18 protein-coding genes are annotated in these 19,144 nt (G+C 34.5%); 13 read left to right on the top strand and 5 right to left on the bottom strand.

Translation table 11 applies throughout. The features are described 5' to 3' along the window. Together ACFX5E_RS14345 and mutL are read right to left on the bottom strand one after the other, a co-directional pair. The gene (locus ACFX5E_RS14345; RefSeq protein WP_379855845.1) at positions 1-747 is read right to left on the bottom strand and encodes a rhomboid family intramembrane serine protease; all 747 of its coding nucleotides are present in this window, start codon (positions 745-747) and stop codon (positions 1-3) included. Next, complete coding sequence (mutL, locus tag ACFX5E_RS14340) at positions 744-2,585, bottom strand: DNA mismatch repair endonuclease MutL (RefSeq protein WP_379855844.1); 1,842 nt, start codon at positions 2,583-2,585, stop codon at positions 744-746. The genes ACFX5E_RS14345 and mutL overlap by 4 nt, the downstream gene beginning before the upstream one ends. A gap of 267 nt (positions 2,586-2,852) precedes the next feature. On the opposite strand from mutL, the gene ACFX5E_RS14335 reads away from it, so the two are divergent. Continuing rightward, complete coding sequence (locus tag ACFX5E_RS14335; protein ID WP_379855843.1) at positions 2,853-3,425, top strand: YciE/YciF ferroxidase family protein; 573 nt, start codon at positions 2,853-2,855, stop codon at positions 3,423-3,425. A gap of 103 nt (positions 3,426-3,528) precedes the next feature. On the opposite strand, the gene ribH is transcribed toward ACFX5E_RS14335, so the two are convergent. Further along, positions 3,529-4,104: a 6,7-dimethyl-8-ribityllumazine synthase gene (ribH, locus tag ACFX5E_RS14330; RefSeq protein WP_379855842.1), complete on the bottom strand. Its 576-nt coding sequence runs from the start codon at positions 4,102-4,104 to the stop codon at positions 3,529-3,531. A gap of 106 nt (positions 4,105-4,210) precedes the next feature. Continuing rightward, the gene (locus tag ACFX5E_RS14325) at positions 4,211-4,984 is read right to left on the bottom strand and encodes a tetratricopeptide repeat protein (RefSeq protein WP_379855841.1); all 774 of its coding nucleotides are present in this window, start codon (positions 4,982-4,984) and stop codon (positions 4,211-4,213) included. Between the two features lie 232 nt (positions 4,985-5,216). Between ACFX5E_RS14325 and recF the strand changes: the two genes are divergently transcribed. The 9 genes from recF (at position 5,217) to ACFX5E_RS14280 (ending at position 14,591) form a co-directional block, all read left to right on the top strand. Next, positions 5,217-6,296: a DNA replication/repair protein RecF gene (gene recF / locus ACFX5E_RS14320; protein WP_379855840.1), complete on the top strand. Its 1,080-nt coding sequence runs from the start codon at positions 5,217-5,219 to the stop codon at positions 6,294-6,296. A gap of 79 nt (positions 6,297-6,375) precedes the next feature. After that, positions 6,376-7,074, top strand: a complete 699-nt coding sequence (locus ACFX5E_RS14315; protein ID WP_379855839.1) for a thioredoxin domain-containing protein — start codon at positions 6,376-6,378, stop codon at positions 7,072-7,074. A gap of 7 nt (positions 7,075-7,081) precedes the next feature. Further along, positions 7,082-7,756, top strand: coding sequence for a DUF2461 domain-containing protein (locus ACFX5E_RS14310; RefSeq protein ID WP_379855838.1), 675 nt, complete (start codon positions 7,082-7,084; stop codon positions 7,754-7,756). A 69-nt stretch (positions 7,757-7,825) separates the two neighbouring features. Next, a complete protein-coding gene (locus tag ACFX5E_RS14305) occupies positions 7,826-8,833 on the top strand; it encodes a glycosyltransferase (protein WP_379855867.1) in 1,008 nt (335 codons plus the stop codon). Positions 8,834-8,835: 2 nt separating this feature from the next. Further along, positions 8,836-10,683, top strand: coding sequence for an asparagine synthase (glutamine-hydrolyzing) (asnB, locus tag ACFX5E_RS14300; protein WP_379855837.1), 1,848 nt, complete (start codon positions 8,836-8,838; stop codon positions 10,681-10,683). 358 nt (positions 10,684-11,041) lie between these two features. Then, positions 11,042-12,094, top strand: coding sequence for a UDP-N-acetylmuramate dehydrogenase (gene murB, locus ACFX5E_RS14295; RefSeq protein ID WP_379855866.1), 1,053 nt, complete (start codon positions 11,042-11,044; stop codon positions 12,092-12,094). 122 nt (positions 12,095-12,216) lie between these two features. Next, a complete protein-coding gene (locus ACFX5E_RS14290) occupies positions 12,217-12,831 on the top strand; it encodes an FMN-binding negative transcriptional regulator (RefSeq protein ID WP_379855836.1) in 615 nt (204 codons plus the stop codon). 111 nt (positions 12,832-12,942) lie between these two features. Then, positions 12,943-14,049: a glycosyltransferase gene (locus tag ACFX5E_RS14285; protein WP_379855835.1), complete on the top strand. Its 1,107-nt coding sequence runs from the start codon at positions 12,943-12,945 to the stop codon at positions 14,047-14,049. Beyond that, positions 14,040-14,591: an RNA polymerase sigma factor gene (locus ACFX5E_RS14280; protein ID WP_379855834.1), complete on the top strand. Its 552-nt coding sequence runs from the start codon at positions 14,040-14,042 to the stop codon at positions 14,589-14,591. Before ACFX5E_RS14285 ends, ACFX5E_RS14280 begins: the two co-directional genes overlap by 10 nt. 440 nt (positions 14,592-15,031) lie before the next feature. Here ACFX5E_RS14280 and ACFX5E_RS14275 read toward each other — a convergent pair whose 3' ends face one another. Then, a complete protein-coding gene (locus ACFX5E_RS14275) occupies positions 15,032-15,601 on the bottom strand; it encodes a hypothetical protein (RefSeq protein WP_379855833.1) in 570 nt (189 codons plus the stop codon). Positions 15,602-15,998: 397 nt separating this feature from the next. On the opposite strand from ACFX5E_RS14275, the gene ACFX5E_RS14270 reads away from it, so the two are divergent. From ACFX5E_RS14270 to gap, 3 genes are all read left to right on the top strand, one after another. Continuing rightward, on the top strand, positions 15,999-16,826 hold the full coding sequence (locus ACFX5E_RS14270; RefSeq protein WP_379855832.1) for an energy transducer TonB: 828 nt from the start codon (positions 15,999-16,001) through the stop codon (positions 16,824-16,826). 351 nt (positions 16,827-17,177) lie between these two features. Then, complete coding sequence (gene lipA / locus ACFX5E_RS14265) at positions 17,178-18,077, top strand: lipoyl synthase (protein WP_379855831.1); 900 nt, start codon at positions 17,178-17,180, stop codon at positions 18,075-18,077. Between the two features lie 59 nt (positions 18,078-18,136). Beyond that, a complete protein-coding gene (gene gap, locus ACFX5E_RS14260; RefSeq protein ID WP_379855830.1) occupies positions 18,137-19,144 on the top strand; it encodes a type I glyceraldehyde-3-phosphate dehydrogenase in 1,008 nt (335 codons plus the stop codon).

Raw genomic sequence — 19,144 nt, 5'->3', positions numbered from 1 at the left:
TTAATTCCAGCGATTTTGATTGAACTGATTTTTCTTCCAGTACCACATTATGATAAAACCGAATAAAGCACCACCAACGTGTGCAAAATGAGCTATTCCTCCACCTCCGAAAATTGATTTTCCTGAAATACCTAAATACAAATCTACTAAAACTAAACCTGGCACAAAAAACTTTGCTTTTATAGGAACGGGAATAAACATCAAAGCCAATTCAGCATTTGGAAACATAAAGGCAAAAGCGACAATAATCCCATAAATAGCTCCGGAAGCACCTACCGCTGTGCCAATATAGGCACTTGTGAAATTTTGAAAGTCAGAAACCGATAAAATTTCTTGCCATCTGGTATCGATTTTACCCTCATTTAAAAGTAGTAAAATTTCTTGTTTAGGAAATCCGTTAGCAATCAAAGTATTCAAACTATCTTGAAAATAGTAATAATTGACTCCGGTATGCAACAACGCAGCACCTAAACCGCAGGAAATATAAAAAAACAAGAATTTCTTACTACCCCACATTTGTTCCAATGCAGATCCAAAAGAATATAATGCAAACATATTGAAAAAGATATGCATCAACCCACCATGCATAAACATATGGGTAAGAGGTTGCCAATATTGAAAACTAGGGTTTTCGGGAAAATATAATGCCAGAAATTTATACGTTACATCCCCTAAAGCCAATGTTCCAACAAAGAATAAAATATTAATAATGATTAATTGCTTAACCGTTTCCGTTACGTTTCTCATACTGCAAATTTTTTATCTAAATCTTCCACACGCATGGTGATGAAAGTGGGTTTTTGAAATGGGGAAACGTTGGGGTCTTTACAAGCAAAAAGCCCATTTACCAAGTTTTCCTGTTCTTTTTCTGTAAGGTGTGTTCCTGTTTTAACAGCCAAACTTTTAGCCATCGATTTCGCTATCGTATCGTTTTGACTGAAACTGCTTTCTGGAATTCCATCTTGTAAATCACTTAATAATTGTTCCAAAACAAGTGACACTTCACTCTCGGTAACATTTACAGGAATTCCTGAAATGACAATATGATCCGTGTTATTTTCTTCAAAAACAAAACCGGTATTCATTAAAGAAAATTGTAATTCAGCAATGAGCTCCATTTCGCCTGCAGAAAAAAACAAGTTCAAAGGAAATAATAATTGTTGACTTGATGCTTGCTTAACGGTCATATTAACCAAAAACTGTTCGTACAAAACACGCTGGTGCGCTCGCTGCTGATCTACGATCACCATTCCTGATTTTATAGAAGAAACAATATATTTTTTATGAATCTGATAGGTTTTATGTACCGCATGTTCTACTTCTTCATCATTGAATAAAGAAGAAGTTACCTCTTCATTTTCGAAAGTAATACCACCAATTTCATCCGTATCTTGTTTTAAACCAACATATAAACTTTCCCAGTTTGCTGTTGGTTCCGGTTTTTTATAATTCGAATAATGTTTATTAGGATTATTGTCAGAAAACGGATTGAAATTACCGTCTACCTGAATGGTTGGCGTTGCGCCTTCTAGATCTTTGTAATGATAAGGCGTGTCTAAATTAGAATCCCGATCAAAATCCAAAACTGGCGCTACATTAAATTGCCCCAAACTATGTTTTATAGACGCTCTCAATATGGCATACAAGGCATGCTCATCATCAAACTTAATTTCCGTTTTTGTGGGATGGATATTGATATCTATTGTATTGGGAGGCACCGACAAATATAAAAAATAACTAGGCTGTGCACCATCTTTCAAAATCCCGTCATAAGCAGCCATAACAGCGTGATGCAAATACCCGCTTTTAATAAACCGATCATTGACAAAGAAAAATTGTTCGCCACGATTCTTTTTGGCAAATTCAGGTTTACTGACAAAACCTTGAATACTGACGATTTCTGTTTCTTCCTGAACAGGTACTAATTTCTCATTGGTTTTACCCGAAAAAACATTGACAATCCTTTGTCTCAAAGTGGAAGGAGGCAAATTGAACATTTCACTACCGTTGTGATAAAAGGTGAAATGTATTTTTGGGTGCGCCAAAGCCACGCGTTGAAACTCATCGATAACATGACGATATTCCACCGTATCCGACTTTAGAAAATTGCGCCGCGCAGGAATATTAAAAAACAAATTTTTGACTGCAAATGAAGTGCCTTTTGGCAAAACCGCTACATCTTGAGATATAAACTTACTGCCTTCAATAACTATATGCGTCCCTAACTCCTCTTGATCCTGTTTGGTTTTCATCTCCATATGCGCAATAGCAGCAATTGAGGCTAATGCTTCGCCACGAAAACCTTTTGTATGCAAAGAAAATAAATCTTCGGCCTGACGAATTTTAGAAGTGGCATGGCGTTCAAAACACAAACGTGCATCTGTAACAGACATCCCTAAACCATTGTCAATAACCTGAACCAATGCCTTCCCTGCATCTTTAATAATTAATTTTATATCCGTTGCCCTTGCATCTACAGCATTTTCGAGCAATTCTTTGACCACAGAAGCGGGTCTTTGAACGACTTCTCCAGCGGCAATTTGGTTGGCAACATGATCAGGAAGTAATTGAATGATACTCGACATTAAAAAAATATTGTTTGATGTTTAAAGTCCCGACACTTCGGGATAAAATTTTATAAAACCAAGGCGCACAAATTTAATGAAATTCTGTTGGGTTTTATTATTAATCTCAGACTAAAATCGTGAGGATTCACATAACTATTCAAGTATTTGATATACAACAATATAAAGTGTTAATTTTGGAGTTTTTTAACGAAATTCTATAATCCGTTTACAGGTTTAAAACTTAAATTTGCTATATAAAGAAGTTAACCATTAAAAACAACAATTATGAAAACGACCAATGAAAAACAAGAAAATGTAAAAGTGGAATCTAAAAAAGGAGCTGTAAAAGCAAAGCCAGATGCTGCACAAGGTTTGAGAGATTTTTTTGAAGATGGATTAAAAGACATCTTTTGGGCAGAGCATGCATTGACGAAAGCCTTACCAAAAATGGCGAAAAATGCTACTTCGTCAAAACTGATACATGCCTTCGAACACCATTTAAAAGAAACAGAGGAACATGTGCATCGTTTAGAAAAAATATTTGAATCTTTAGGCCTAAAAGCAGTAGGTAAAAAATGTAATGCTATGGAAGGATTACTAAAAGAAGCTGACGGTATTATGGCAGAAACACAAATAGGAGTTGTACGCGATGCGGCAATGATTGCTGCAGCTCAAAAAGTAGAACATTATGAAATTGCTACATATGGTACTCTGCGTGCCTATGCTGTAACTTTAGGCGAAACTAAAGCGGTTACTTTATTGGCTAAAACTCTCGAAGAAGAGAAAAAGGCTGATGTATCATTAACAGAAATTGCCATGTCTGATATTAATCTTGAAGCAGCTCATGCAGATGAATAATTCCTTAGGTTAAAATTCTTTTTTAGCTCAATAAAAAACCTACACCATTGAATTCAATTGTGTAGGTTTTTTTTTAAATTTTTAAGATAATAAAACTTTATTTTTATCCCTTTAATTCTAAAGGCGATCCTTCTTCTATTTGAATGGCCCCTGAAGACAATAAATGTTGATTGTCTATTTGATGTGACAATGAAGCTTGTTGTCGAATATAAGCCATTTTTATGGCTGCAATAGCAGCTTCAGTACCTTTATTTCCGTGAATTCCTCCACTTCTATCAATGGATTGTTGCATGGTATTATCAGTCAAAACACAAAAAATAACAGGAATGTCCGTTTGCACATTCAAGTCCTTTATTCCTTGAGTTACCCCTTCACATACAAAATCAAAATGTTTCGTTTGCCCTTGAATTACACATCCAATGGCTATAACGGCATCAACATTCTGCGTTTGCAACATTTTTTTTGATCCATATATAAGTTCAAAACTTCCAGGAACATTCCAGCGAATAATATGCTGGGCCGGAACTTGGTTTTCCAAAAGGGCTTCTATAGCACCTTTATAAAGTCCTTCAGTTATAGAATCATTCCATTCTGAAACAACAATCCCAAAGCGAAAATCTTTCGCGTTTGGGATTGAATTTTTGTCGTACTCGGATAAGTTTTTATTTACTGTAGCCATTTGATTGTATATTTTTGATTTCAGATTTTTGATTTCAGATGTTAAAGATAGATTTTTGAAATCAAAAATCTACAATCTTAAATCACCAATCTTACATCATTTTTTACTATTGTGCTAATCCTATTAAAACATCAACTGAAGCAGCCTCTGGACTTGCATCATAATTATCTTTAATATCTGTAAAATATTTTAGTGCTTCTTCTTTATTTCCTAAACCCAAAGCTGTCTTACCTGCTTTTAATAAGAAACGTGGAGTTGTAAAATCATTTTTATTTACCTCAGCAGCTTTAACATAATTTTCTAAAGCTTCTTTTGGTTTATTCTGTTGCGAATAGGCATCTCCTATTGCGCCTTTTGCCATAGCATTCAATACAATATCTTCTGAGTTAAATTTACTCAAAAAATCAATAGCTTCTGCATATTTACCTGTATTTAAATAAGCCATACCCGCATAATAATTAGCTAAGTTTCCAGCATCAGTTCCTGAATATTCATCTGCGATTTTTATAAATCCAAATTTACCTTCAGAACCATTTAAAGATAATTTATATAATGAATCACTGGCAACTCCGTCTGTAGCTTTTTGAAAATTTTGTTGTGCAACAAACATTTCGTTAGCAGCTTCGTCTTGTTTTGGCGCAGCAATAAATTTTTGGTAGGCTAAATAACCAACAGTTAAAATCGCAACACCGGCAACTAATCCAATAATGATTTTTTGATTTCTGGCTACCCAATTCTCCGTCAATGAAGCTGTTTCATCTAATTTAGAAAAAACGCCTGCAGTTGCGCTGTCTTTTTCATCAACTTTTATCTCTCCAACTGTGTCTTTTACTTCTTTTTCTTTTGGTGCTTTATATCCTCTTTTACTGTAAGTAGCCATTTATTTTTAATTTAGTGAATCGCAAAAATAAAATTTTTATTCAAACCGTCATAAAAAATATGCTTTTATATTCAAAAAAAATATTATGGACGGTTCTTTCTTTCCCATGGCAAAATAATTAACAGAGAAAAAATCTAAAAGGCATTTTTATCGATATTTTTCAATAATTTGCAACCGCTTTGAAAAACTTGTCACAAAACATCAAAGTTCTCAATACCAGCAAGCCTTCCCCATGTATTTAAAAAAGATTTCATTATTCAATTATAAGAATTTTTCGGAAGCAAATTTCGAATTTGACACCAAAATAAATTGTTTTGTAGGTAAAAACGGCATTGGAAAGACAAATGTCCTTGATGCAATCTATCATTTATCTTACGGAAAAAGCTATTTCAATCCATTGGCCGTTCAGAATATTAAACACGGTGAAGAATTTTTTGTGATTGATGCCGAATTCGAAAAAAACAAAAGAAACGAACAAATTCTTTGCAGTCTAAAAAAAGGACAGAAAAAGATATTAAAGCGCAACGGGAAAGCCTACGATAAATTTTCAGACCATATTGGCTTCATTCCATTGGTTATTATTTCACCTGCCGACACGGATTTGATCGTTGAAGGCAGCGAAACGAGACGAAAGTTTATGGACAGCGTAATTTCGCAACTGGATTCCCACTATTTGCAACAACTCATTCAATATCAAAAAGTAATGAGCCAGCGCAATGCTTTATTAAAATATTTTGCGCTGAATCATGTTTTTGAAAACGACACTCTTTCTATATATAATGAGCAGCTTAATAGTTTTGGAAAATATATTTTCGAAAAAAGGAAAGAATTTATCGATCATTTTATCCCTATTTTCAATGTGCATCATCAAGCAATAACCGGCTCGCAGGAAACGGTTCAATTAATATACGAAAGCCATTTATTCGAAAATGATTTATTGACCATTTTACATGAAAACATCAATAAAGACAGGGCTTTACAGTACACAAGCGTAGGAACCCATAAAGATGATTTATCATTTGAAATCGACAATCATCCTATCAAGAAATTTGGCTCACAAGGCCAACAAAAATCATTTCTGATCGCTTTGAAACTAGCCCAATTTGAATTTTTAAAAAAACAAAGTGGCGTAAAACCCATTCTACTTTTTGATGATATATTTGACAAATTAGACGAAAGCAGAGTGGCTAAAATCATCGAAATGGTCAATAGCGATACCTTTGGACAATTATTTATTTCAGATACACATCCTGAACGCACAGAAACCATTGTAAAATCGACACATCAGACCTATAAAATTTTCAATTTATAACTTTTATTTAATAGTTTAAACTATTCGAAAGTTGAAAAATTACCTACTTTAGCCTACACAAATTTTAAACTTATTTACCATGAAATACCGTCTTATATTCCTATTAATTATATCATTTGCTGTTTTATCCTGTAACGGACAACCTTCTAAAAACGTAAAAACGATAGAACCCGCAGCATTTGCTGAAAAAATTGCAGCAACTCCAAACGCGCAAATTCTGGATGTTAGAACCCCGGAAGAATATATATCCGGACATATAGACAATGCAGCTAATGTAAATTGGAACGGTACTGATTTCGTCGTCAAAGCAGCAGCATTAGACAAAACAAAACCTGTTTTCGTGTATTGCAAAAGCGGTGGAAGAAGTAAACAAGCAGCAGCAAAATTAGAAGAATTAGGCTTTACCACTGTTTATGAATTACAAGGCGGAATGCTAAAATGGGATGCCGCCGGGTTGTCAAAACCAAGTGATAAAATAATTGGCCTGTCAACTCAGGAATACAACGAATTATTAAATACCGACAAAAAAGTATTGATTGATTTTTATGCAGAATGGTGCGCTCCATGCAAAAAAATGAAACCGTATCTTTTGAAAATGGAAAAAGAATTAGTAGACAAAGTCGTTATTATTCGATTAGATGCAGATAAAAATAAAACCTTGATTTCTGACATGAAAATTAGCGAACTGCCTACTTTAATCTTATATGAAAATAAGGACGTAAAATGGAAAAATTCTGGTTTTATTAGTGAAGAAGATTTAAAAAAACAATTACAATAACATTTAGATGCTTTCAAAAGACACTTTACAATTTCTGGAAGATTTAAAAGCCAATAACAATCGGGATTGGTTTTTGGAAAATAAAAAAAGGTACGAAGTTTTCAAAAAAGATTTACATCAGCTCATTGCTGATTTGCTTGATGCGATGAAGCCCTTGGATCCATCGTTGGAAATGCTGGAAGTCAAAAATTGTACTTTCAGAATCAATCGCGATATCCGGTTCTCCAAAGACAAATCTCCTTACAAGTCTCATGTAGGGATTTGGATTTCTTCGGGTGCAAAAGGAATGAATCGTTCGGGTTATTATATTCAAATAGAAAAAGGAGCTAGTTTTATTGCTGGAGGATTGTATTGTCCGGAAGCGGAAGATTTAAAAAAAATGCGCAAAGAAATTGCTTATTTCCACGATGATTTAGAAGCAATTCTTAATGAAAAAGAGTTCAAAAAGGAGTTTAATAATTTTGATCGAAATGAAAAAAATACACTTAAAAATCCACCAAGAGGCTACGAAAAAGACCATCCTGCCATTGAATTATTGAAATTAAAAAGCTTTGAGTCTACTCAGAGAATTGATATTTCAGAAGTAACAAAAAAAGATTTTGTTGCTACAGTGAGTAAAAAATTAATCACACTAAAACCGTTGAATGATTTTATCAATCGAGCGCTAACTTCTGAAGAATAATTTATTTTGGCAAAAAAAAAGAAAATACTTTTTCTGGGAGAATCCTACAGAGCTGACGCCATCACATGGATGAATGGTCTGAAAGAATTTGGTGATTTTGAAATTATTACATGGGAATTAAAAACACCCAGTAATTGCCTTCACAAACGCATTTTAAGGATTTTCGAATATAAATTCGCCATTTTTAAAATAAAAAAACTAATCAAATTCCATCAACCAGATATGGTTATTGCCGAGAGAACCACCAGTTACGGGTTTCTTGCTGCCTTATCCGGCGTGAAACCCGTGGCAATTGCACAACAAGGCAGAACTGATTTATGGCCTGAAAAATCCATTTCATTACCGTTAAAAAAACTCCTTCAGCATTATGCTTTTCAAAAAGCAGATTTGATACATGCCTGGGGCCCAGTGATGACTATTTCCATGAAGGAAGCCAATGTAGATATGAAAAAAGTTTTGGTATTGCCAAAAGGAATCGATTTGGTAAAATTCGGAAATAAAAACAATGCCAATCCGGAAAAAATTTGCGCCGTAGTAACTCGTTCCTTGCTGCCGGAGTACCGTCATGATATCATTTTAAAATCTTTTGCTATTTTAAACGAAAAAGGAATCGATTTCGGACTTACTATTATAGGAGACGGAACCCAACTTTCAAAATTGAAAGAATTAGCCAAAAAACTAAAAATTGAAAACAAAGTAAACTTCACCGGAAGAATTCCAAATACAGAATTACCAAAATTATTACAGCAATCTAACATTTACATCAGCATGCCAACAACAGAAGGAGTTTCAGCTTCTTTATTTGAAGCAATGGCCTGTAACTGTTATCCAATCGCAACCGATATAATAGGAAACCAAAGTTGGATTAAGCACAGAGAAAACGGTCAATTAATTGCCGTTGATGATTTCAAAATGCTCGCAGAAGAATTAATATGGTCATTTAAAAATAGAGAGCATAGAAATAGCGCTGTTTTGAAAAACAGAAAATTTGTGGAAGAAAATGCCAATTACAATACAAACATGAAAATTATTGCTGATAAATACCACCAATTAATCAACACAAACAGCCCCAATTAACTATGTGTGGAATTAATGGAATCTTGCATTTACAATCACAAAAAAAAGTCGACGAACGCATTCTGACAAAGATGCGCGATTCGCTGGAGCATCGCGGACCTGATGATAAAGGGTTGTTCGTTGAAAACAATATTGGTTTTGGCCACAGGAGACTTTCGATTCTTGATGTTTCCACAGCCGGACATCAGCCTTTTCTTTCCGATGACGGCAGATACGTACTGGTTTATAATGGAGAAATTTACAATTTCAAGGACTTCTATCCCGAACTAAAAAGCAACGGATTTGATATCAGAACAAATTCTGACACCGAAGTTTTGTTGAAATTATTTCAATTGCATGGTTTAAAAATGCTCAACCGTCTTAATGGTATGTTTGCATTTGCTATTTGGGACAAACTAGAAAAAAAGCTTACTGTTGTTAGGGATCGAATGGGAGTTAAACCTTTATATTATTCGTTTTACAACGAGACTTTCTATTTTGCATCCGAACAAAAAGCGCTGTTCACAGCCGGCGTACCTCTCAAAATGGCGCAAGACGGATTAGAAGAGTATATCTTTAATCGGTTTGTTGCCGGCGAAAACACTTTATACGAAAACGTAAAAAAAGTGTTACCTGGACATATTATGACCATTCACGAAGGAGGAAAAATCACTACCGAAAAATGGTGGAATTTAAAAAAGGAGATTCAAAACCAACCCGAAATAAAAAATCCAGTAGACTGGTTTCGGGAAACATTTGATGATTCCATAAAATTACGAATGGTAAGTGATGTCCCTGTTGGCGTTCTATTAAGCGGCGGACTGGATTCTTCTTCCGTTTTGGCTTCCTTACATCATCAGAATTACAAAGACATACAAACTTTTAATATTGGCTTTAAAGAAAAGGAACACAACGAAGCTCACCTAGCCAAAATGATGGCTGAGAAATTTGATTATGGTTTTCATACGATGCAATTAGAAAATGAAAAACTTTACGATAAATTAATAAGTTCAACTTATTTTCAGGACGAACCTATCATGCACTTGAGTGAACCGCATCTATTGGCCGTTTCACAAATGGCAAAACCATCCGTAAAAGTGTTACTTTCGGGCGAAGGAGCTGATGAATTAATGGGAGGTTACGTGAGATACAAAGCCTTACAATATCCATCGATATTGAATTCAATTGCAACAATTGGCAATTTAGACCTATTTACAAATAAGCCTCGTTATGAGAAGTTATTTCGTTACGCACAAATCAGTAAAAAATCTGAATTGGTGATTTTTAATGGCTCGAATATTTATCCGAAAGATATTGAGGAGAATTATGGAATTAATACGCTTCCAAAAAATGAATACCGAAAACAAATTTACAAAGAAGCAAAATCATTATACCCGGATAATTTACGCAGACAGGCACTTTATTTTGATCAACATACTTACTTATGTTCGTTGCTGGACAGAAACGATCGCTGTACCATGGGCGCTTCCATTGAATGTAGAGAACCGTTTTTGGACCCAAGATTAGTCATTGGTTTGGGCTCATTGGAAGACAAATGGTTATTTGCAGGAAAAAAATGGAAATTCATTCTGAAATCAGCTATGGCAGAACGATTACCAGATGAAATTCTAAAATTCAGAAAAGTGGGATTAAGCGCTCCTTGGGGCGATTATGTCACAAAAAGTCCCGCCTTTAAAGAAGATTTAGAATCATTTTCAAAAAGTGATCTGTTTCAAAACCCCTATTTTGAAAATATAAACATCAAAAAACTCGTTCAGAATTTACAAAAAGGAGACGCAACTATGACTCCTTATATTATGCCTCTTTTTATGATGCATATCTGGATGAAATCCTACGTAAATAAATTTTAATACTATTAGTAAATAATTTTCGCCACAGATTTTCACAAATTACAAGAAAAAAGAATTTGATTTTTTGATAAAAATCGGTGAAATGTGTGGCAAAAAAAATAAAGTTAGTCCGCTTTTCGGACATCCATATAAATTTTAATACTTACTTTTGAAGTTCTAAATTAGAACCGAAAACTTTCAAGATATACTTTAGATAACTATTCAGATGAAACTTATTTCATAAATATCCCCACGGTTGAAACCGTTGGAAATGATATAGATGCCTTGATGTAATATTCATAAATTTATGATAAAAGCATAATCCACAGTTTCAACTTTGGGATAAATCAAGACCACTTTATCAAAGACAAATAGCATTCTGAATGGTTACAATTTTAAAAACAAAACGCACTCCTTTATGGAAATACAACACAATATCTCTTTAAAAAAATACAATACATTTGGCATTGAAGCCAAAGCAAAACAATTCGCAGCGGTTCACTCTGCTGACGAGCTGAAAGTTATTTTAGAAGAAAATAAAGAAAATAAGAAATTTATTTTAGGAGGCGGAAGCAATATGCTTTTGACAAAAGATATTGACGCATTGGTGATTCATATCGACTTAAAAGGAAAAAAAATCATCGAAGAAAACGAAGATTTTGTCTGGGTCGAAAGTCAAGCCGGCGAAAACTGGCATGAACTTGTGATTTGGACCATCGATCAAAATTTTGGCGGACTGGAAAACATGTCACTAATTCCGGGAAATGTAGGCACAACTCCTGTTCAAAACATAGGTGCTTATGGCACTGAAATCAAAGACACTTTTGTTTCCTGCGAAGCAATGGGGATCGAAAATCAAGAAACGAAAACCTTTGTAAAGGCGGATTGTCATTTTGGTTATCGAGAAAGTATTTTCAAAAACGAAGCGAAAAATCAATATGTTATTACCTCGGTTGTTTTCAGACTGACAAAACGCAATCATAAAATCAATATTTCTTACGGAGATATTACGGCTGAATTAGCAAAAAATGACATTACCAATCCTAGTTTAAAGGACGTGAGTAATGCGGTTATTGCGATTCGCCAAAGCAAATTACCCGATCCAAAAGAATTGGGAAATAGCGGAAGTTTCTTTAAAAACCCTATTCTTTTAAAATCTGATTTCGAAAAAATTCATCAGCAATTTCCTGAAATGAAATATTACGAGGTTTCTGAAACCCAAGTAAAAGTTCCTGCAGGATGGCTCATTGAACAAGCTGGTTTCAAAGGAAAACGTTTTGGTGATGCTGGGATACATAAAAATCAAGCTTTGGTTTTAGTCAATTACGGAAATGCAACGGGACAGGAAATTTTGAATGTTTCCAAGAGCATCCAAGAGACCATTTTTAAGACTTTTGGAATTCATATTGAGGCCGAAGTGAATGTGATATAGGTTTTTGTATTCCGTATTAAGTCACAGTGTTCAGCTCCATTAGAAATCAGAACATAGATTGATTTCAAATTGTTAAAACCAAAATAGTATTTCAAAATCCCTAAATCCTAATTAAATTAAAAATGTATATTCCAGATATCTATAAAAATGAAAATCAAGAAGCCATTACCGCTTTTCTAAAAGAAAACAGTTTTGGAATTCTAATCAATCAGACTAATGGAAAATTGTGGGCCACTCATATTCCGTTAGAACTGGGTACCAATAAAGAAGGAAAAACAATTTTAGAGGGACATATTTCTAAAGAAAATCCACAATGGAAAGGTTTCTCGGAGAATGACCAAATATTAGCCATTTTTTCAGGACCACATTCTTATATCTCTCCCTCCTGGTACGATCACGAAAATGTACCAACTTGGAATTACATTGCGGTTCATGTTTACGGAAAAATTAAAATTATCGAAGGGGATGCAGTTATCGAATCGCTGAAAAGGCTAGTCGATAAATACGAACAAAATTCCGAAAACCCTGTTCGAATAGAAGATTTATCTGAGAAAACCATGATGCAAAGTCGGGGAATTGTAGCTTTTGAAATCGAAATCGAAGAAATTCAGGCGCAGCAAAAAATGTCACAAAACCGTGACGATAAAAACTACAAAAACATCATTTCTGAGTTGGAAAAAATCAACAAAAATCAGTCCATTGCCGTCGCCAATGAAATGAAGAAATGTCCCAGATAAATTCTTTTAAAATTCACAGTTTATGATTAACAATTCCTAATTCTATTCATACCTTTGCATTCTCCAGTCCCGAAGCGTCGGGATCGTGGATTAGAAACTCATTAAACACCGATGCTTATAATCATTCTTTACTTTTTTATTTTTATTGTTGCCGTTCAGATTTTGTTTTACTTAGGTTTTTTTGGGAAATTTGCTTTCGCAAAAGCGCAGAAGATAACGCCCAAAAAAATTCCGATATCGGTCATTGTTTGTGCCAAAAACGAAGAAGAAAATGTAATAAATTTTATTCCGTTACTTGCCGAACAAAATTACCCTGATTTTGAAATTGTCTTAATTGACGATGCTTCAAATGATAACACTTTGGCAACATTTGAAGGTTTTGAAAAACAATATCCAAATGTACGTTTGGTAAAAGTGCAAAACAATGAAGCCTTTTGGGGAAACAAAAAATACGCATTAACATTAGGAATAAAGGCTGCAAAAAAAGAGTATTTATTATTTACTGATGCGGATTGCTACCCTACATCAAAAGAATGGATTACCGCAATTAGTTCCCAATTTACGATGCAAAAAACGATTGTTTTGGGTTATGGTAAATATGAGAAAATAGCTAATTCTTTTTTAAATAAAATAATACGTTTTGAAACTTTACTTACGGCCATTCAATATTTTTCTTGGGCAAAAATGGGTCATCCCTATATGGGCGTAGGGAGGAATCTAGCCTATAAAAAAGAAGAGTTTTTCAATGTAAATGGTTTTATCGAACACATGAAAGTTCGTTCCGGTGATGATGATTTGTTTGTCAATCAAGCTGCAAATGCAAGAAACACAGCCATTGCATTTATGACTGAAAGTTTTACTTATTCTAAGCCAAAAACGACATACAAAGACTGGATTATCCAGAAAAGAAGACATATTGCTACGGCAAATTATTACAAAAAGTTCGATAAATTTCAATTAAGCGTTTTCTATTCTACGCAACTGCTTTTTATTTTGCTGGCTATACTTTTACTGACTTTTCAATTTCAGTGGATAATAGTGTTAAGCTTATTTTGCGTCCGATACATAATATCTTGGATCGTTATTGGGTTTTCGGCAGGAAAATTAAAAGAAAAAGATGTGGTATATTGGTATCCAATAATCGAATTAGTACTTATATTCACACAAATTAATATCTTTATAACAAATACATTCTCAAAACCGGTACATTGGAAATAAACAAACAAATAGAAAAAGCGAAACAAGGTGACCAAGTTGCCTTCACTTTTCTATTGGATTATTATTGGAATGAAGTGTATGGTTTCATGCTAAAACGCACGGAAAACGAAACCAATGCTGAGGATATTACTATTGAGACTTTTTCGAAAGCCTTTGATAAAATAGCCACCTATAATTCGGAATTTCAGTTCAACACCTGGCTTATTGCTATTGCAAAAAACGTCCATATCGATTTACTTCGTAAAAAGAAATCGAGTCTTTTTGTCGAAATTACAGACGAAGAAGACCAACAAGCGTATAATATTGCCGACACGACTCCATCGGCAGAAGATGAATTGATTACGGAACAGAACCTTTCTCAGTTACTTCGGTTCATCAAAGAATTAAAACCACATTATCAAGAAGTAATTCAACTTCGTTATTTCCAGGAGATGAGTTATCAGGAAATTTCGAATAAAATTGGTGAGCCCTTGAGTAATGTAAAAATCAAACTCCTCCGCGCCAAGAAACTATTGGCAGAAATCATTCAGAATAAAAGATGATATTACAATTTATTATTCTTTATTTTCTCAATTGCCGTTGGTTTTAACCAACGGATTAAAAGAAGAAATAGAAATTGGCTTTAGCCAAAATTATAAAACTATTTTGGCTAAAGCCAATTCGCTCTGGAATTTCCTATCTGTTGGTTAAAACCAACGACAATTCATATCTGTGGTTATAAAAAAACGCTCCACGAGCCTCGCTTTTCAATTCTTTTTTTAACTGAAAAATAAACAGGTACCTCGAATATGTAAGCGGTTTGATCGCGCGGAAATTTTTCCATGACCACAAAGTAAGAAAACAAGGAAGTTACAAGCGTAAAAAGGGGTTTTGTTTTTTAAATAAAAAATTATCGTGTTTGATTTTGATTGAGGGTAGAGTTTGCAAACCGCTATATTTAGCGGGTAGATATCCATGGGATTGGATCTTAATGCTCTTTTTACTAATCCTCTACAACAATTCTTTCATAATGATAGTATACTTGCGCTGGTCCATAAAGTGAATTTGCAAAATTCCATTCATATTTTAAAATCAATTCTGATTGAGTTACTTTAACAAGATATATATTATTATAAACATAAATTTTAATTCTGTTATTTTCAAGTAACTCCCAATTAACCCTTTCTGAATATAAAATACAAGTTCCATTATCATTGTAATAAGCATTTTCGAAAACTACTCCATTGTTATTGAATTGCAAAAAACTTAGTCCATATTCATTATGTTTATAATCGAGATAATTATAATACTTTATATTTCCATCATTGTTTTCATCAACACCTTCTTTTATAATTTTCCATCTACTTATTATTAAATTAGTGGATGAACTTTCTATAGGCATGATAATATAAGTACTAGAACTACCATCACCATCTAAAAACCCAAAAAAAGGATTTGTTGCATAATTTCCTCCAGTGTTACCACTTCCTCCAGTGTTACCTCCAGAAATCACAGGCGCCTGCAATTCACTTGGAGAATCTGTTGTACAAGAAACCAATACTATTAAATACAATATATAGATTGGTAACTTAATTAAATTTTTCATGTCAATTTTTTTTAATTACCATCAGCTAACTACTTTACATAGAGTTAGTTAAAATAGTAAAAAGAGAATTAAAAAATGATTATTTTCTTATTATTTTTACCTGACTGCTCGGATATGTCAGCGGTTTGATAGCGCAGAAATTTTTTTCGTAAGGTTCGCAAATCCGCGTTATCCAACGTGAACATATCTGCACGGTCGGGGTTATTAAATTGACACTTATTCTAACCGGCAAACGATAAAAGTTTAAAACGATTAAACTAAAAAATTTCACGATTTGTATACTAAAATTCCTGTTATTTACGTTGTTACTTAAAACAACTATGCTTATGATTTAACTGCTACCTAACCATTAAATCCATAAACCATGTCAAAATTAAGTATTTACGAAACCAGCTGGTTAAACCTTGTTTTCGAAAACAGAAATAAAGAATACGGTGCGTATCAGTTACGCAAAGAAAGTACTAAAACTTCCTTATTTGCACTTTTTATGGGAATATTGCTTTTAACTTCTGCAATGAGTATTCCTATCGTTATCAATCATTTTTATCCAGAAAAAAGTATAACCTTAGCCATTCCCGAATTTACAAACACGGTAGTTGAATTGATCGACATTGCACCTAATGAAATTAATAAAGTTGAAAAGCCGGTTCTTCCTGAAGTGAAAATATTAAATACCGAGGCACCAATTCAAAGCGACCAACTTGTGAATCCTGTAATTGTTCGGGCCCAACTGGCAAACCAAGACATAGCAAAGAATATAGATAATGCAACGGTAACAAATTCAAGCACAGAGGGAACTGCAACTATTGGGGTAAATCCGACTTCTTCCTCCGGACAAGGAACAATAACTGATACGCCTTCTGACAAGGGAAATACCATAGTTGCCAGTGTTGCGCTAGACAAACTTCCTGAATTTCCGGGAGGCATTAATAAATTCTATTCTTATGTTGGAAATAATTTTGAAAAACCAGAAATTGATGGTGGCAGCACCATGAAAGTTTATGTGTCTTTTGTAATAGAAAAAGACGGTAGCATGACTGACATTCAAGTAAAAAGAGACCCAGGTTATGGTTTGGGTAAAGAAGCTATCAGAGTATTAAAATCATTGAAAACAAAATGGTCTCCGGGAATGGTTGGTTCAAAAGCGGTTCGAACTGCCTATAACCTACCCATTTCAGTCCAGATGGACTAATTAAACCATAAGAAAAGCAGAGTCGAAAGATTCTGCTTTTCTATTTAAAATTAGTTTCAGAAATATACGGTTGCAAAAAACGGTCGTTGAATTTTTTACCGTTGCAACAACAAAAAGTACTTATCTAGCCCTGATTTGTCTCGTCCCGAAACTTCGGGATCGGGAGCATCCCGCGCTGTCATTGTGAGGAACGAACAATCAGCGTGGATAGAATGGAAAGCAGGACAACTATTACTTAAAAAAACCTGAATATTCTGCTCCTAAATCTTCCATTTCCCTTCATTTAAATAAACAAATAAACGAATCCATAATAAAGTACATTGCTTATCTTTGTGCTTTGAAAATTAATATATGGAAACTGTTTTAGAAAATACTTTACCTGTTGGAACCCGAGGCGGAGCCGAACTGAGCGGAGCTAAACCGAAATGGTTGAAGGTGAAACTTCCAATTGGACAAAAATACACAGAGCTTCGTGGCTTGGTTGATAAATATAGTTTGAACACGATTTGTGCCTCCGCAAGTTGTCCCAATATGGGGGAATGCTGGGGCGAAGGAACGGCAACGTTCATGATTTTAGGAAATGTGTGTACGCGTTCTTGTGGTTTTTGCGGTGTAAAAACCGGAAGACCGGAAACCGTAGACTGGGATGAACCTGAAAAAGTGGCGCGTTCCATAAAAATCATGAATATTAAACATGCTGTAGTTACTAGCGTAGATAGAGATGACTTAAAAGATGGCGGTTCCATTATTTGGATTGAAACCGTTAAAGCTATTCGAAGAATGAATCCCAACACAACTCTAGAAACTTTGATTCCTGATTTTCAAGGTATCGAAAGAAATATAGATCGAATCGTGGAGGCTAATCCCGAGGTAGTTTCGCATAATGTAGAAACCGTTCGCAGGCTGACTCGTGAAGTACGTATTCAGGCCAAATATGACAGAAGTCTGGAAGTTTTGAGATACCTAAAAGAAAAAGGTATTCGCAGAACTAAATCTGGGATTATGCTTGGACTTGGAGAAAAAGAAGAGGAAGTTTTTCAGACGATGAGAGATTTGCGTAATGCTAATGTTGACATTGTTACTATAGGTCAATACTTGCAACCTAGTAAAAAACATTTGCCTGTGAAAGAATTCATAACGCCAGATCAATTTGCGATATATGAAAAATTCGGGTTGGAATTAGGTTTCCGTCACGTAGAAAGCGGTCCGTTAGTTCGTTCTTCGTACAAAGCGCAGAAACATATTTTATAAATAGTTTATTTGTTTAATCGGTTAAGCGGTTAACCAAATAAACGATTAAACGAATACATTTGAAAACAAGAATTGCCATTAATGGTTTTGGAAGAATAGGGAGAAATTTATTTCGTCTGCTTTTAAACCATCCAGATATTGAAGTAATTGCCATAAATGATATTGCCGACACAAAAACAATGGCCCATTTAGTGAAATATGACAGTATTCACGGGGTTTTGCCTTATGCGGTAACGGCAAATGAAAAAGGATTTGTTATAAATGGAAACCATTTTTTGTTTTTTCATGAAAAAAAGATTTCAAATCTAGACTGGAAAAGTCTAAATATAGATTACGTAGTCGAGTCGACAGGAAAATTCAAAACTTTTGAAGAGCTCAATGCCCATATTCTGGCTGGGGCCAAAAAAGTAATTCTTTCCGCACCTTCTGAGGTTGAAACTATAAAAACTGTAGTTCTGGGTGTGAATGAAAATATTCTTGACGGTACTGAAACTATACTGTCTAATGCGAGCTGTACTACGAACAATGCCGCACCAATGATGAAAGTTATTGATGAACTTTGCGGTATCGAGCAAGCCTATATCACAACCATCCATTCCTATACGACTGACCAGAGTTTGCATGACCAACCCCACAAAGACTTACGCAGGGCTCGTGGTGCAAGCCAGTCAATAGTTCCAACAACTACAGGCGCAGCTAAGGCACTGACAAAAATTTTCCCTGAATTGCAAGGGAAAATTGGTGGATGCGGAATTAGAGTACCCGTTCCCGATGGCTCTTTAACAGATATTACTTTTAATGTAAAACGAGCAGTCACAATAAATGAAATAAATGCTGCTTTCAAGATTGCAGCACAAACTAATTTAAAAGGAGTTCTCGATTACACCGAAGATCCAATCGTTTCCGTAGATGTAATTGGTAATAAAAATTCATGTATATTTGATGCTCTACTGACCTCAGTTATCGACAAAATGGTGAAGGTCGTCGGTTGGTATGATAATGAAATAGGATATTCGTCCCGAATAATTGATTTGATAATTTTGATGGAACGTAAAAATAAAACATAA

The sequence above is a fragment of the Flavobacterium xylosi genome (assembly GCF_042787345.1).
Taxonomy (GTDB): Bacteria; Bacteroidota; Bacteroidia; order Flavobacteriales; family Flavobacteriaceae; genus Flavobacterium; species Flavobacterium xylosi.
Note: the sequence above shows the minus strand (reverse complement) of the source record. Positions and strands in the feature narration are given on the sequence as shown.